At 43.3% G+C, this 14,300-nt stretch carries 12 protein-coding genes; 5 read left to right on the forward strand and 7 right to left on the reverse strand.

Annotated elements, in window-relative coordinates:
• Positions 1-14: 14 nt before the first annotated feature.
• Positions 15-560, forward strand: a complete 546-nt coding sequence (yfcE, locus tag ACED28_RS00340; protein WP_102250398.1) for a phosphodiesterase — start codon at positions 15-17, stop codon at positions 558-560.
• Between the two features lie 30 nt (positions 561-590).
• Here yfcE and ACED28_RS00345 read toward each other — a convergent pair whose 3' ends face one another.
• From ACED28_RS00345 to ACED28_RS00355, 3 genes are all read right to left on the reverse strand, one after another.
• Positions 591-902 carry a SelT/SelW/SelH family protein gene (locus ACED28_RS00345; RefSeq protein ID WP_371709041.1) on the reverse strand — a complete coding sequence of 104 codons (312 nt, stop codon included), beginning with the start codon at positions 900-902 and terminating at the stop codon, positions 591-593.
• Between the two features lie 148 nt (positions 903-1,050).
• The gene (locus tag ACED28_RS00350) at positions 1,051-1,566 is read right to left on the reverse strand and encodes a regulatory protein ToxS (protein WP_029223803.1); all 516 of its coding nucleotides are present in this window, start codon (positions 1,564-1,566) and stop codon (positions 1,051-1,053) included.
• Between the two features lies 1 nt (position 1,567).
• Entirely contained in the window at positions 1,568-2,479 is a 912-nt protein-coding gene (locus tag ACED28_RS00355; protein ID WP_371709042.1) for a transcriptional regulator, read from the reverse strand.
• A gap of 270 nt (positions 2,480-2,749) precedes the next feature.
• On the opposite strand from ACED28_RS00355, the gene htpG reads away from it, so the two are divergent.
• From htpG to hemH, 3 genes are all read left to right on the forward strand, one after another.
• Positions 2,750-4,654, forward strand: coding sequence for a molecular chaperone HtpG (gene htpG / locus ACED28_RS00360; protein ID WP_371709043.1), 1,905 nt, complete (start codon positions 2,750-2,752; stop codon positions 4,652-4,654).
• Between the two features lie 388 nt (positions 4,655-5,042).
• Positions 5,043-5,687 carry an adenylate kinase gene (gene adk, locus ACED28_RS00365; RefSeq protein WP_009847341.1) on the forward strand — a complete coding sequence of 215 codons (645 nt, stop codon included), beginning with the start codon at positions 5,043-5,045 and terminating at the stop codon, positions 5,685-5,687.
• Positions 5,688-5,963: 276 nt separating this feature from the next.
• The gene (hemH, locus tag ACED28_RS00370; protein WP_012604545.1) at positions 5,964-6,926 is read left to right on the forward strand and encodes a ferrochelatase; all 963 of its coding nucleotides are present in this window, start codon (positions 5,964-5,966) and stop codon (positions 6,924-6,926) included.
• A 106-nt stretch (positions 6,927-7,032) separates the two neighbouring features.
• Here the strand turns inward: hemH and ACED28_RS00375 are convergent, their stop codons facing one another.
• Positions 7,033-8,418 carry a peptide MFS transporter gene (locus ACED28_RS00375; RefSeq protein WP_012604544.1) on the reverse strand — a complete coding sequence of 462 codons (1,386 nt, stop codon included), beginning with the start codon at positions 8,416-8,418 and terminating at the stop codon, positions 7,033-7,035.
• Between the two features lie 501 nt (positions 8,419-8,919).
• Between ACED28_RS00375 and rfaH the strand changes: the two genes are divergently transcribed.
• Positions 8,920-9,426 carry a transcription/translation regulatory transformer protein RfaH gene (gene rfaH, locus ACED28_RS00380; RefSeq protein ID WP_371709044.1) on the forward strand — a complete coding sequence of 169 codons (507 nt, stop codon included), beginning with the start codon at positions 8,920-8,922 and terminating at the stop codon, positions 9,424-9,426.
• 83 nt (positions 9,427-9,509) lie between these two features.
• Here rfaH and asnB read toward each other — a convergent pair whose 3' ends face one another.
• The 3 genes from asnB to ACED28_RS00395 form a co-directional block, all read right to left on the reverse strand.
• Positions 9,510-11,180, reverse strand: coding sequence for an asparagine synthase B (asnB, locus tag ACED28_RS00385; protein WP_009847337.1), 1,671 nt, complete (start codon positions 11,178-11,180; stop codon positions 9,510-9,512).
• A 234-nt stretch (positions 11,181-11,414) separates the two neighbouring features.
• Positions 11,415-13,001 (reverse strand): cation:proton antiporter family protein, encoded by a 1,587-nt coding sequence (locus ACED28_RS00390; RefSeq protein WP_009847336.1) that lies wholly within the window; start codon positions 12,999-13,001, stop codon positions 11,415-11,417.
• Between the two features lie 83 nt (positions 13,002-13,084).
• Positions 13,085-14,299, reverse strand: coding sequence for an ROK family protein (locus tag ACED28_RS00395; RefSeq protein WP_009847335.1), 1,215 nt, complete (start codon positions 14,297-14,299; stop codon positions 13,085-13,087).
• Position 14,300 lies beyond the last annotated feature (1 nt).

The raw sequence follows: 14,300 nt of genomic DNA on the forward strand, positions 1-14,300 counted from the left end.
ATGGAGAAGTACGTGTGAAATTATTTTTTGCTTCAGACCTACACGGTTCGCTGCCAGCAACAGAAAAGGTATTAGAACTCTACCAAGCGTCTGGTGCGCAATATTTAGTGCTATTGGGTGACATTCTGAATCATGGTCCAAGAAACCCGATCCCTGAAGGATACAACCCGCCGGCGGTTGCAGAGAAGTTGAATGCGTTTTCTCAAGAGATCATTGCTGTTCGTGGTAACTGCGATAGCGAAGTGGATCAGATGTTGTTGTCTTTTCCAATGATGATGGATTACTCGTGGGTGCTATTAGAATCAGGCCAACGTATCTTCCTAACCCATGGCCATTTGTACAACACCAATAAACGCCCTGCGCTGAAGGCGGGCGATATTATTGCCCATGGTCATACTCATATTCCTGTTGCTGAATACCAAGATGAGATCTTTATCTTTAATCCTAGCTCGGTGACATTCCCACGAGATGGTCACGCGGCTAGCTACGGTGTATATGAAAATAAAACGTTCAAAGTTATTAGCCTTGAGGGTGACGTAATTGTGAGTGGCGAGCTTTAAATAAACTCAATCGGCGGCGTTAGAAAAGGCTTACTTTGAGTCTACGTGGCCGAGGTCCCTGTCTGGAGCAATGATGTTTCGCACTCTTTGCTTCAGAACTTTAGCCTCAGGAAAACCGTCGTCCGCTTTTCTTTCCCAAATCTGTATTCCATTACAAAAAACCTCAAATCGACCTCCGGTATCTGGGTGTAAACTCACTTGCTCTATCTCTTCACTGAAAGTATGCAGTAATTCTTGGCATAACCAACTAGAACGAAGCATCCAATTGCATTGACGACAATAGTGTATTGCGATGGTTGCCTTGGAGATTGATGCACTTACCGAGCTTGGTTCTGTATTCATAGATATCCCTAATAATTCTAAAACAGTAGTTTGATGCCAACGGCTAACAAAAAAGGGGCATCATGCCCCTTTCTATTGGTATATCGTTTAACGGTATTAAGTTTTTGATATTAAATCACTAACTGTCGAGTTTTAGCTTGAACTGGTTTTAGTTTGAGAACAAAACAGTAGAACCATGATTTAAGCTAGTGAGCAGCAGTGCTTTCTGATTAATAATATCAATGCGTCGGCTTTGCTCTGCATCCATCTTAATCACTTGAGTTATCAGTTCTAGCTGCTCTTCCGAAAAATCTTGGCGCTCAGCAGAAGTCACATCTTTAAACTCCGTTGGCGAAATCAGTAAATAGTTATCGTTGATATCCCACTGACCTGTTTCGGAGATATTGATGACGTTTGCGGGTGCAGTCTGAGTGCTATACAACCTAACCACTGACATTCTCAAATACGTACCATTTGGTAGGTATTTTGCATTCGATGACAACTCAACTTTACGCAGTGGTCCGATTGAATCCTCTTGCTTGAGATCGCTAATCAGCGTCACCATTTTCGATTGCCATTCGTGTTGTGTCAGCAAACGCTCTACTTTTGCATCGCTACCCCAGTACAACCAACCGCTAAAGAAAGCAGAGATAACCAGTAAAATAATGGATACTTTTAATTTCATGTTACTGACCACCGTTACAAATGTCGTTTACATCCGACTGGTTTGCGTAAATTCTTAGAGTTACATTCTCGCTCGAGTAATCTTGAGGGTGAATATAGTTTAGAGCTAGATTGTTACCTTGCCCGCCTGTTGCAATCACCTCAGTTGGCTTTAGCATGCCTGTGTGGTTGGTGTTGTAACGCAATACACATTTCTCTATCGCTGGTAGCCAACTAGTCAGAGTCGGGTGGTTAATAGGTGTTTGAACTTTGACACCATTGACCTCTGCTAATATTCGAAACTCTGACTCTGCTGGGTTCGTTAACGTCAAAACGAGTACTGGCATGATGAAAGCGACAAGCAGTATTCCAAACGTTAACCATTTATTCGGGCTTTCAGTTTTAGGTTTAGCCTGATGGGTCACCTGTTCCGATTCGACATGAGGCTCTTGAGCCTTTGCAATTGGCTCTGGGTCGATAGTTTCAGTGATGACCTCATCAGCTAATGTGGTATTAGCAAATGTTAAGATAGGTTCTACGTCATTTTCTGCAATTTCAGCTGTTGTTGGCTGATCGTTTGATGACAGTGGTGCTGAGCGTTCAACAGTCGCAATAAATTGGTAACCGCGTTTAGGAACAGTCTTAACAAATGCCGGAGACTTGGTTGAGTCTTTTAGCATTTTTCTGAGTGTTGATACCGCTTGCGTTAAGCTGGAGTCGTCCACCTCAAAGCCTTGGTCTCGCCAAACATATTCGTGTAATTCGTTTCGAGTGATAACTTCATTGGGTCTTTCTGACAGCATTAGGAGAATGCGGCTTTCATTACTGCCAAGGCGTACGACTTCACCGTCGCTCATCTGATCAACAAGTGAGTTGCTATTTGGGTCGAATACGAACCGCTGTGCGAGAATAAACTTTGTGCCGATATTACTCATTGAATTCTTCTATTTTAGATGATTTGGGGTGTGAAATAGACAAATCTCAGGTGAAGTCCTGTTAATTCTTCACCAAATCATGGCTTCTTTTATGTTCTTTTATATTTATAACACTCAAGGATAATAAAAACAGATCAAAAAAACAGTGTTTTTATGCTTTTTGACCTTGAATTTACATTTGTCATCCTCATGTTAATGAACAGAAGAGTGGCATAATGTGCAACGCCCCTATGGTTATTCAACATAAAGTATAGATGTTTTGGAGTAAAAATGAGCGAAACGGCAACGCAAAATAAAGAGACTCGTGGCTTTCAATCTGAAGTAAAACAACTACTTCATCTAATGATTCACTCACTGTATTCAAATAAAGAAATCTTTCTACGTGAGCTGATCTCTAACGCATCTGACGCGGCTGATAAGCTTCGTTTCCAAGCGCTATCAAATGGCGACCTTTACCAAGGCGATGCTGATTTAGGTGTGAAACTTTCGTTCAACGCTGAAGCAAATACTTTAACGATCTCTGATAACGGCATCGGTATGAGCCGCGACAACGTTATCGAGCATTTGGGTACGATTGCTAAATCAGGTACGGCTGACTTTTTCTCAAAGCTGTCTGATGACCAAAGCAAAGACTCTCAGCTTATTGGCCAATTTGGTGTGGGTTTCTATTCTGCATTCATCGTTGCAGACGCAGTGACTGTTCGCACTCGAGCTGCTGGACTTGCTAATGACCAAGCAGTGCAATGGCACTCTGCGGGTGAAGGTGATTACACTATCGAAGACATCACGAAAGAATCTCGTGGTACAGACATCATTCTTCATATGCGTGAAGACGGCAAAGAGTTCTTAAATGAATGGCGTCTACGTGAAGTGATTGGTAAGTATTCTGATCACATCGGTATTCCTGTCTCTATCTTCACAGCGGTGAAAGATGACGAAGGTAAAGACACCGAAGAGAAGCATTGGGAGCAAATTAACAAGGCTCAAGCGCTTTGGACTCGTAACAAGTCTGATATCGAGAAAGAAGAATACCAAGAGTTTTACAAGCACGTATCTCACGACTTTGCTGATCCACTAACCTGGAGCCACAACAAAGTTGAAGGCAAGAACGACTACACAAGCCTGCTTTATATTCCTGCGAAAGCACCTTGGGATATGATGAACCGTGATCATAAGAGCGGCTTGAAACTATACGTGCAACGTGTGTTTATTATGGATGACGCAGAGCAGTTTATGCCATCTTACATGCGCTTCGTTCGTGGCTTGATTGATTCAAACGATTTACCATTGAACGTGTCTCGTGAAATCCTTCAAGATAACAAAGTGACTCAGTCTCTTCGTGGCGCATGTACTAAGCGTGTACTCACTATGCTTGAGCGCATGGCAAAGAATGACAACGACAAGTACTTGGAGTTTTGGAAAGAGTTCGGCTTAGTATTGAAAGAAGGCCCTGCTGAAGACATGGCGAACAAAGAAAAAATCGCTGGTCTACTTCGTTTCTCATCAACGGAAGTGGATTCTGTTGAGCAAACCATCAGCCTAGCTTCTTACTTAGAACGTATGAAGGAAGGTCAAGACAAGATCTATTACCTAACAGCAGATAGTTACGCTGCCGCTAAGAACAGCCCACACTTAGAGCAGTTCAAAGCAAAAGGTATCGAAGTTGTTCTCATGTACGATCGTATCGATGAGTACGTAATGAATTACCTGACTGACTTCGACGGTAAACAGTTCCAATCGATCACTAAAGCAGGCTTAGACCTAAGCAAGTTTGAAGGTGAAGAAGAGAAAGAGAAGCAAAAAGAGACAGAAGAAGAGTTCAAATCTGTTGTTGAGCGCACTCAATCTTACCTAGGTGGTCGTGTTAAAGAAGTTCGGACTACTTTCAAGCTCGCAACAACACCTGCCGTTGTGGTGACTGATGACTTCGAAATGGGCACGCAAATGGCTAAGCTTCTTGAAGCTGCGGGTCAAGCGGCACCTGAAGTGAAGTACATCTTTGAGATTAACCCTGAGCACGCACTTGTGAAACAGATGGCTTATGAAGCGGACGAACAAGCGTTTGGTCGTTGGGTTGAGCTACTCCTTGGTCAAGCTATGCTGGCTGAAAAGGGCTCAATGGAAGATCCGTCACAATTCTTAGGTGCAATCAACGAACTACTGACAAAACGTTAGTCTTTCGACTTTGGGCTAAGCTCATAATTATAATTAAAAGCTCGCTAATGCGGGCTTTTTTTATGAACGTCGCTTAACTTCATCGAAATGTCGCTAAAGTTGCTAACAAGACAAACGCAAACGCTGTCGATACATTCTTTAGTCTTAATTTAAGCAAAATTGAATATTAATGTGATAGAATGCTCGACCTAATCAGCTGGTACTATGAACCTATCATCTCCAGTTGTATGATTTTTAAACGTTATACCGAAACTTACCGTTTTGCTTCTGTTTACAGTTGTGCTTAGCCTCAGTTGTTACCTAACCTCTCTTGTTCGACTTAAATTGAACCAGAAAGGCGGGATAGTGAGCTTCGGTATAAATCATAATTTTTATAAGAGGATTAAACATGCGCATCATTCTTCTAGGTGCTCCTGGCGCGGGTAAAGGTACTCAAGCTAACTTCATCATGAACAAATTTGGTATCCCTCAAATTTCAACTGGTGACATGCTACGTGCTGCTATCAAAGCGGGTACTGAGCTTGGTAAGCAAGCAAAATCAGTAATCGACGCTGGTCAGCTAGTTTCTGATGAAATTATCCTTGGTCTAATCAAAGAGCGTATCGCTCAAGATGACTGTGAGAAAGGTTTCCTACTAGACGGTTTCCCACGCACAATCCCTCAAGCTGATGGCCTAAAAGAAATGGGTATCGCAGTAGACTACGTTGTTGAATTCGACGTAGCTGACGATGTGATTGTTGAGCGTATGGCTGGTCGTCGTGCTCACCTTCCTTCTGGCCGTACATACCACAATGTGTACAACCCGCCTAAAGAAGAAGGTAAAGATGACATCACTGGCGAAGAGCTAGTGGTTCGTGATGACGACAAAGAAGAAACAGTTCGTGCACGTCTAGGTGTATACCACGATCAAACAGCTCCGCTTATCTCTTACTACGGTAAAGAAGCTGAAGCAGGTAACACTAAGTACCTTAAGTTCGACGGTACTAAGCAAGTTGCTGAAGTTAGTGCAGAACTTGAGAAAGCACTAGCATAATTGGCTAACAGCCAGTTTTAGAATTTGATATATTGGAAGCGACCTTAAGGTCGCTTTTTTTGTTTCAATTTTTAGTCATATACCAATCTAGATAAACTCGATTGTGCACTGTTTCCGTGGTACGGCTTAGATTCGCGCGGCTAACGATCAATGTGATGTTGTGATCACCTAGGTTAAGAACGATTATTCTTAAATTTAGTAGCACAACAATGATCTTAAACTTATGTAGATTAGTATATTACGTTCCAGAAAATCACATATTGGTCTCAGGTATCTATGGAAAATAATAAAAAGCAGGGCGTTTTACTGGTGAACTTAGGAACACCAGACTCAGCGACCCCAGCTGGCGTTCGTCGATTTTTGAGTGAATTCTTACACGACAAGCGAGTCGTAAACTTAACGCGTTGGTTGTGGTGCCCTATTTTACATGGGGTGATCTTACCGATTAGAGCGCCGAAAGTGGCTAAGCTGTATCAGTCTGTTTGGATGGATGAAGGCTCACCACTGCTTGTGTACTCTCAAAGACAAGCCGAAAAGCTCCAGAAAAAATTACAGATACCCGTAGCGCTGGGTATGACCTATGGTAACCCAAGCCTTAAAACGGGCGTTGAGCAATTAATGGATCAGGGCGTTGAAGACATCATCGTATTGCCTTTATATCCTCAATACTCAGGCACAACCACAGCGGCCGTATCTGATGGCTTAACCAAGGCCTTTAAGCAGATGCCAGTGATTCCGAGCTATCGCTTTATTCGCGACTACTACGCGCACCCAAGCTACGCAAAAGCATTGGCTGAAAGCGTGCGTAGCCATTGGGATAAAAATGGTAGAGCCGATCATTTAGTTTGTTCTTTCCACGGTATTCCGAAACGATTGGCTGATGAAGGCGACATCTACCCACAGCATTGTGAAGCGACAACAGAGCTCCTTGCTGCTGAGTTAGGCTTATCAGCGGACGATATCACCATGACATACCAATCTCGATTTGGTCGAGAAGAGTGGTTGAAGCCATACACTGACGAGACACTTGAATCATTGCCAAGCAAAGGCATCAAAAAAATCGATATTATGGCGCCTGCATTTTCTGTGGATTGTTTAGAAACGTTAGAAGAGATTTCGGATCAGTGTAAAGAGACCTTCATTGACGCTGGTGGCTCAGACTTTAGCTACATTACGTGTCTGAATGATAGAGACTCGCACATCGATATGATGGCGGAGTTAGTGGCGCTGTATCGTTAAATACGACTTCGCCTAAACTGTCATGCACATCTAAAAATAACAAAAGGGCTGCTCATTGAGCAGCCCTTTTTGATCTGGATGTTTCTTCTTGAAATAGGTCTAGATATTAAGCAACCGAAGTTTCTGCTTTTGGCTCTGCTTCAAGCATCATGTTGCTTTCTACGCCATGCATCCATGATACAAGCTTGCCAGCACAAAGAAGAAGTAAGACGCCACTTATTGTCGCTGTAATTGCGATACCACCGAAGATAGACATTGCGCCAAGCTCACCAACGTGAGAACCCACAAGGCCAGCTACGTAGTTTGCGACAGCGTTGAAGCCAAACCATGCACCCATCATTAGCGATGCGAGACGGAGCGGAGCTAACTTAGTGACCAACGACAGGCCAATAGGAGATAGACAAAGTTCGCCAAGGGTATGGAAGAAGAAAGCACCGACTAGCCACAGCATTGATGTTTTCACTGTTAGGTCGCCACCTTGCTCCATTACAGCGCCCATCATGCACACAAAACCAAGAGCTAGGAAGAACAAAGCCATTGCAAATTTCACTGGAGAATTTGGTTCACGCTTACCAAGCTTAACCCAAAATGCAGCAATGATTGGTGCAAGTGTAATGATGAAGAATGGGTTCAGAGATTGGAACCACGCCGCTGGGACTTCAAAGCCACCAATCATGCGGTCAGTATATTGTTGAGTATAGATATTCATCAGACCGCCAGCTTGTTCAAAGCCCGCCCAGAAAACTATGACGAATAGACCCATAACCAGAATAACTTTTAATCGATCGAACTCTTCTTTGGTTAGTGGCGTTTTTTCTTTTGATTTGTTCAGTGCTTTTGCTCGCGCAGCTGCGGGCACTGAGCCAATGTTACCTAACCAAGATTGAGCCATTGTCATTTGCATGATTAAGCTAATAACCATACCAATACCAGCGGCTAAGAAACCTGCTTTCCAGCCGAAAGAGTCGACAGCAGCGCCTGAAATCAAGCCACCTAATAATGCACCTAAGTTGATGCCCATGTAGAAAATGGTGAATGCACCGTCACGGCGGTTATCGCCTTCTTGGTATAGGTCGCCAACCATGGTCGAGATGTTTGGCTTAAACATACCGTTACCACTGATAAGTAGTGCTAAACCTAGATAAAGAGCATTTACTTGGTCTAAGCCAATAGCGCCATTAGGAAGAGCGAGTGTAAACTGGCCGAGTGCCATTAATACACCACCCACTAGGATCGATTTACGTTGTCCTAAGTAGTTATCGGCAATCCAGCCACCGATCAATGGCGTGATGTAGACTAAGCCAGTGTAAATACCGTAGAGATCAAGTGCGTCTTTCGTTGACCAACCAAGTCCACCGTTGAGGGTCGTGTCAGTCAAAAATAAAACAAGGATGGCACGCATCGCGTAGTAGGAGAAACGTTCCCATAGCTCTGTGCTAAATAATAAAAATAGGCCTCTAGGGTGGCCAAAGATGTTGTGATTGCTTGGCATAAGTTTTACTAATTTTAGGTATTAAAAGATTTTATAGTCATTCATGTATACACAGTAGGGTAAAAGTCTGCAATAGGCGTATTTTGTGGTCACGATAACTTGGTTTTGCTAAGGTGTTGATATTAAATAAATTTACTTTTAATGTGGCCCATTCTACTTGTGCTGCAAACTAATTTTCCATATTTGACCTGGTTGGTTAGTAACCTTTTTTAAAACCCTATCCAATAAAAATGTTTAGATCTATTGCCCTAGCCTATCGTTATGATCTTATAGGGAATGTTATTCATATTATCTGCGATATACATATACTTACAGCAATGAGTCTTTTGATCTCTAAATGTTCCTTGTACAATGACTGACCAAATTTTTTACCTATGACTTTTTGGTTGATAAGTCTGTCTGTTCCGCGTAATTTCTCGCTTATCAGGACTCATTTATTAACGGCGACTAAATTGTTTTAGGCTGTGGTTAAATGTCCAAAGAACGAAGATGGCGAGTTAAATGAAACGTTGGTATTTACTTTACTGTAAGCGTGGTGATCAAAAACGCGCTCAACAGCACCTAGAAAATCAGGGGGTAGAGTGCTTTTACCCTCAAATAGAAGTCGAAAAGGTAGTGAGAGGGAAAGAGATGCTGGTCCAAGAACCGCTGTTCCCATCCTATATCTTTGTCCGTTTTGATTATGAGCAAGGCCCAAGCTTTACTACCGTTCGTTCAACTCGTGGTGTTGTCGACTTTATTAAGTTCGGTGCAAGGCCGTATGAAGTCCAAGGTGATTTGGTTTTTGAGCTAAAAGAGTTCGAGAAGTGTTGTAGTAGCGAAGTTGAAGATTGCTGTGTTGAATTTGAGACAGGGCAAGTTGTCAAAATTAATAGTGGCCAGTTTGCGGGTGTTGAAGCTATTTACCATCAGAAAGATGGCGAAGCTCGATCCATTATGCTCGTAAAAATGATCAGCCAAGTGGTTCCGATCAGTATTGAAAACGAAGCACTACAAGCTCACGTATAAGTCAAATATTAAAAAAGTAAAAACTAGGCTTAAAACAAAAAGGCGCATAATGCGCCTTTTTTAGTATTTGATTTTTCAAACGCTTAAGCGTTATAGGCGTCGTTGTGAACGGCTTGTACCGCACGGCCTGATGGGTCTACACAGTTTTTGAATGACTCATCCCACTCGATCGCTTTTGCTGATGAACAGGCAACTGAAGGGCCGCCAGGTACACACTCTGCCGCCGATTCTAGAGGGAATAGCTCCTCAAAGATTTCACGGTAAGCGTAACCTTCTTTGGTTGTTGGTGTGTTGTAAGGGAAACGGAACTGAGCAGCTTCCATTTGTTGATCCGTTACTTTTTCTTCAGCCGTTGCTTTCAATGTATCAATCCAGTCGTAGCCAACACCATCAGAGAACTGTTCTTTTTGGCGCCATGCGATTGAATCTGGTAAGTAGTCTTCAAAACACTCACGTAGGATGTGTTTCTCCATTTTACCGTTACCGCACATTTTGTCTTCAGGGTTTAAACGCATAGCCACATCGATGAACTCTTTATCCAAGAATGGTACACGACCTTCGACTCCCCATGCTGCAAGTGATTTGTTTGCACGAGCACAGTCAAACATGCTTAGAGCAAGAAGTTTACGTACCGTCTCTTCGTGGAACTCTTTTGCGTTTGGCGCTTTATGGAAGTACAGGTAGCCACCAAAGATTTCATCAGCACCTTCACCAGAAAGTACCATTTTGATACCCATTGCTTTGATCTTACGAGCAAGCAAGTACATTGGCGTCGATGCACGAATGGTCGTTACATCGTAAGTTTCGATGTGGTAGATAACATCACGGATTGCATCTAAGCCTTCCTGAATGGTGTAAGTCATCTCATGGTGTACAGTACCGATTTTGTCCGCAACTTCACGTGCAGCAATCAGATCGGGAGCATTTTCTAGGCCAACAGCAAATGAGTGTAGTTGTGGCCACCAAGCTTCTGATTGCTCGTCATCTTCGATACGCATTGCTGCAAAACGTTTAGCGACTGCAGAAGTGATTGATGAATCAAGGCCACCAGATAGAAGTACACCGTAAGGAACGTCAGTCATTAGTTGACGCTTAACAGCAGCTTCTAGCGCTTCAGTTAGCTCTTCTTTGCTTGTGCTGTTACCTTGAACGGCTGCGTATTCGTTCCAATCGCGGATGTAGTAGCGTTGAGGTTCTGTATCTTTAGAAGAGTAGAAGCTACCAGGAGGGAACTCACTGATCGTCTTACAAACTGGAACCAGTGCTTTCATCTCTGAAGCAACGTAATAGTTGCCGTGCTCATCGTAGCCTTGGTAAAGCGGGATGATGCCAATATGGTCGCGGCCGACTAGGTATTCGTCTTTCTCTTCGTCATATAAAACGAAAGCGAAAATACCGTTAAGTTCTTCTAAAAGGTCGGCACCCATCTCTTGGTAAAGCGCAAGAATGACTTCACAATCAGAGTCAGTTTGGAACTGGTATTTATCTTCATAGCGAGCGCGAAGTTCTTTGTGGTTATAGATTTCGCCATTGACTGCAAGAATGTGTTTTTTGTCTTGGCTATATAGTGGTTGAGCACCACTATTTAGGCCGACGATAGCTAGACGCTCGTGAGCAAGGATAGCTTTTTCACCAGCATAGATACCAGACCAGTCTGGGCCACGGTGACGAAGCTTTTTAGACATTTCTAAAGCAATAGGGCGAAGTGCTGCGGCATCACTTTTAATGTCGAGAATGCCAAATACTGAACACATAGAACTTCCTTTTAAATAATTTCTAAATCAACTGTATTCAATTTGCCATTCTGGCTAAAAAAAGCAACCGAATATGAGCAAAAAAATAATATAAAGGGGTTTATATTAGAAAGTATCTAATTTAAAGGTGGTTTTGGTGAGTGGTGTCTAATTGCGGTTGGTTTTTTGAACAAAAACCTCTCAAAAGTGCAAAAAAAGCGCAATTTTGAGAGGTTGAATGGAACATGTTGAATATTATATTTTATTGATGTTCGGATTCAATTGTTCACAAACATGTCGGGCAAAACCGCTGCCAGCTTCGCTGTAAATGTTAAATGCCGCATCGACGCCATTCTCTTTCAGTGTTTCGAGCTGATCTGGATATTCGGCAATTGCCGCTATTTGACCTTTAAAGTTTCGTGATTTTAATTGTTCTAAGGCGGTTTGATTACCCTGGTGGTGAGGCATAGCCAAGATCACCAGTTTTACGTTTGCTGTGTCTAAAATTCGTTCCCAGAAATCCGGGTCAGTTGCGTCACCAGAAATAACGTTTCTGCCATGGCTTCTGTGGTTATGTGCCGCGTCTTCACGAACTTCTACACCTAAACTCACTTTGCCGTAGCGTGAGCGTAATTCGTCGTAGGCACCAGTACCAATGCGTCCCATACCAAGAATTAGAACCTGAGCCCGACCTGGGTCAATTCGTTTGTCACGTTGGTGGAGCTTCTCAGCAGCGTGCTCTTTTAACCAGCGACCTGATTGTTGATAAAGTTTGTGACCCGCTTTGTTGAGAGGTGCAGCGATTAAGAACGACAATGAAACGGCTATAGCCACTGCCACCAAGATGTCGCCAGACATCCAGCCCATCTTAAAAGCAAGGCCACCGACGATGAGGCCAAATTCACTGTAGTTAAACAGTGACAAAGAAGTGAGTAGGGAGGTTCGAACACGGAACTTGAATCGGTTTAGTACCAAGAAGTACAGAACGCCTTTCACTGGCAGTAACAATAAGAACAAGACTGCAAGCATAAAACCCTGAATAGTTGGCTGTTCTGACAAGCCAATATTCAAGAAGAAGCAGACGAGGAAAAGCTCTTTGAGGTTAAACAGCGACTTCGATAGCTCTGAAGCTTTTGGGTGACCGGCTAATAGCATACCTAGGATAAGGGCACCTAAGTCTGGTTTTACTCCTACAAACTGGAACAAGCCAGCACCAACAACTAATGCGAAGAAGATACCGAATAGCACCAACATTTCACCGTGCCCAACCCAATCGAGGACTTTGTAGAACAATGGGCGAAAGAAAGGCAAAGCGAACAGTGCGATCGCATACCACTCTGGAATTTTGCCCGTCGATGCAGTCAAGAATACGACAGCAAAGATATCTTGCATGACCAGAATGCCAATCGCTAGTGTGCCATAGGTAGCATTCATTTCCCCTTTCTCTTGTAGAGACTTGACCGCAAATACAGTACTAGAAAATGAAAGAGCAAAACCGAGTAGAACGATCTGTTCTATTGACATGGCTGCTAGAGATGAAATACCTAGGAACTTAAAACCAAATAGAGCGGCTGCAAAAAACAGAGTGGATAAAAGATTGTGGATCGTTGCGCCAGCCCAGATCTCTTTAGAGAGTAGGGTTTTGATGTCCAGCTTTAAGCCAATAGTAAATAAGAGAAGGGTGACACCAAGGTCAGCCAAAGTAATGATGGTGTCATTGGTTTCAAAGCCAAGGGCATAAAGCCCGAAACCTGCAACCAAAAAACCAACTAATGGGGGGAGGTGGCATTTTAAAGCAATAAATCCTGCGATAAACGCAGTGGATATTAATATAAGTTCCATAACTTGTTGTTGTAGTTCCCTAGCTTAAAAAAACGGGCCGTGTTTATACAAACACGGCCCGCGGAAAATCAGAATTGTTTTCTTTAGTCTTCAAGAAGCTTTTGCAGTAACACACCGTTGAGCATGGCGCGCTTAATCATGGCAAAGGCTCCCATCGTAGGATGTTTATCGATCTGTGATGCTACAATAGGCAGGCCGCTATGGAAAGTCGTTAACGACTGATTCTCTACATTGCGCTTAATTGCAGGGAAAACAATCTCTTGTGCCTTCGTAATATCACCAGCAATGATAACTTTCTGAGGGTTAAACAGGTTAATCGTCATCGCGATAGCCTTACCTAACTGGTTTCCTACTCGAACTAAGCTTTGTTTCGCGAGTTCATCGCCATTGATTGCGTGGTCACAAACATCTTGAATCGTAATATGTTCAAGTTCCGTTAAAGAAGATTCATAGCCTTGCTTAATGAGCTTCTGTACTCGATCAACAATGGCAGGGTTTGCCGCTACGGTTTCAAGACAACCGAAGTTACCACACTGGCACTGTTCTCCTAGCGGATCAATTTGGATATGACCAATTTCACCCACGTTACGGTTATGGCCTAAGAAAACCTGTCCATTAACGATAATACCAGCACCCGTACCACGGTGCACACTGACCAAAATAGAATCTTGACTGTCTTTACTTGCACCGAAGTAGTGCTCAGCAAGCGCCATTCCTCTAACGTCATTACCAACAAAACAAGCCACATGGAAAGTGTCGCGAATAATGTCGCTCAATGCGAGGTTATCGATGTCCGTATTTGGCATGTACTCAACAACACCGGTTGTTGGGTTAACCAAGCCTGGAAGGGTGACACCAATGGCAATCAGTTGGTCGATCTTTGGCTGATGCTCAGCAATGAAAGCCTTGAGGTTATTGACCAAGCCTTGTGTAAGGTCTGATTGGTCTGAATAATCCAGGTCTTGTTGTTGGAAAGCCAACTCACGACCGCCAAGGTCATGAAGGCTTATTTGAATATAGTCTCTACCTAAGCGTACAGCGACAGAATGAAAAGGGTCGACTTCTGTGGTTAGGGAGATCGCGCGTCTACCGCCAGTAGACGCTTGTTGCGCAACCTCTTTAATGAGGCCGCGCTCCAAAAGTTGGCGGGTAATTTTTGTAACACTTGCCGGTGCGAGTTGGCTTACATCAGCCACTTGTATACGACTGATAGGCCCTTGCTGGTCTATTAGTCGGTATACCGCCGCACTGTTTAGTTGTTTAACTAAGTCTACGTTACCTATTTGTCCGCCATTCATA

This window comes from Vibrio sp. 1F253 (genome assembly GCF_041439295.1).
Lineage (GTDB): Bacteria > Pseudomonadota > Gammaproteobacteria > Enterobacterales > Vibrionaceae > Vibrio > Vibrio tasmaniensis_A.

What these genes read in the sequence shown, in the direction of transcription:
- ACED28_RS00395 (WP_009847335.1), bottom strand. Translation starts at nt 14,299, where the DNA reads ATGAATGGCGGACAAATAGGTAACGTAGACTTAGTTAAACAACTAAAC.
- ACED28_RS00375 (WP_012604544.1), bottom strand. Translation starts at nt 8,418, where the DNA reads ATGCCAAGCAATCACAACATCTTTGGCCACCCTAGAGGCCTATTTTTA.
- adk (WP_009847341.1), top strand. Translation starts at nt 5,043, where the DNA reads ATGCGCATCATTCTTCTAGGTGCTCCTGGCGCGGGTAAAGGTACTCAA.
- rfaH (WP_371709044.1), top strand. Translation starts at nt 8,920, where the DNA reads ATGAAACGTTGGTATTTACTTTACTGTAAGCGTGGTGATCAAAAACGC.
- ACED28_RS00345 (WP_371709041.1), bottom strand. Translation starts at nt 902, where the DNA reads ATGAATACAGAACCAAGCTCGGTAAGTGCATCAATCTCCAAGGCAACC.
- ACED28_RS00390 (WP_009847336.1), bottom strand. Translation starts at nt 13,001, where the DNA reads ATGGAACTTATATTAATATCCACTGCGTTTATCGCAGGATTTATTGCT.
- htpG (WP_371709043.1), top strand. Translation starts at nt 2,750, where the DNA reads ATGAGCGAAACGGCAACGCAAAATAAAGAGACTCGTGGCTTTCAATCT.
- asnB (WP_009847337.1), bottom strand. Translation starts at nt 11,180, where the DNA reads ATGTGTTCAGTATTTGGCATTCTCGACATTAAAAGTGATGCCGCAGCA.
- ACED28_RS00355 (WP_371709042.1), bottom strand. Translation starts at nt 2,479, where the DNA reads ATGAGTAATATCGGCACAAAGTTTATTCTCGCACAGCGGTTCGTATTC.
- hemH (WP_012604545.1), top strand. Translation starts at nt 5,964, where the DNA reads ATGGAAAATAATAAAAAGCAGGGCGTTTTACTGGTGAACTTAGGAACA.
- ACED28_RS00350 (WP_029223803.1), bottom strand. Translation starts at nt 1,566, where the DNA reads ATGAAATTAAAAGTATCCATTATTTTACTGGTTATCTCTGCTTTCTTT.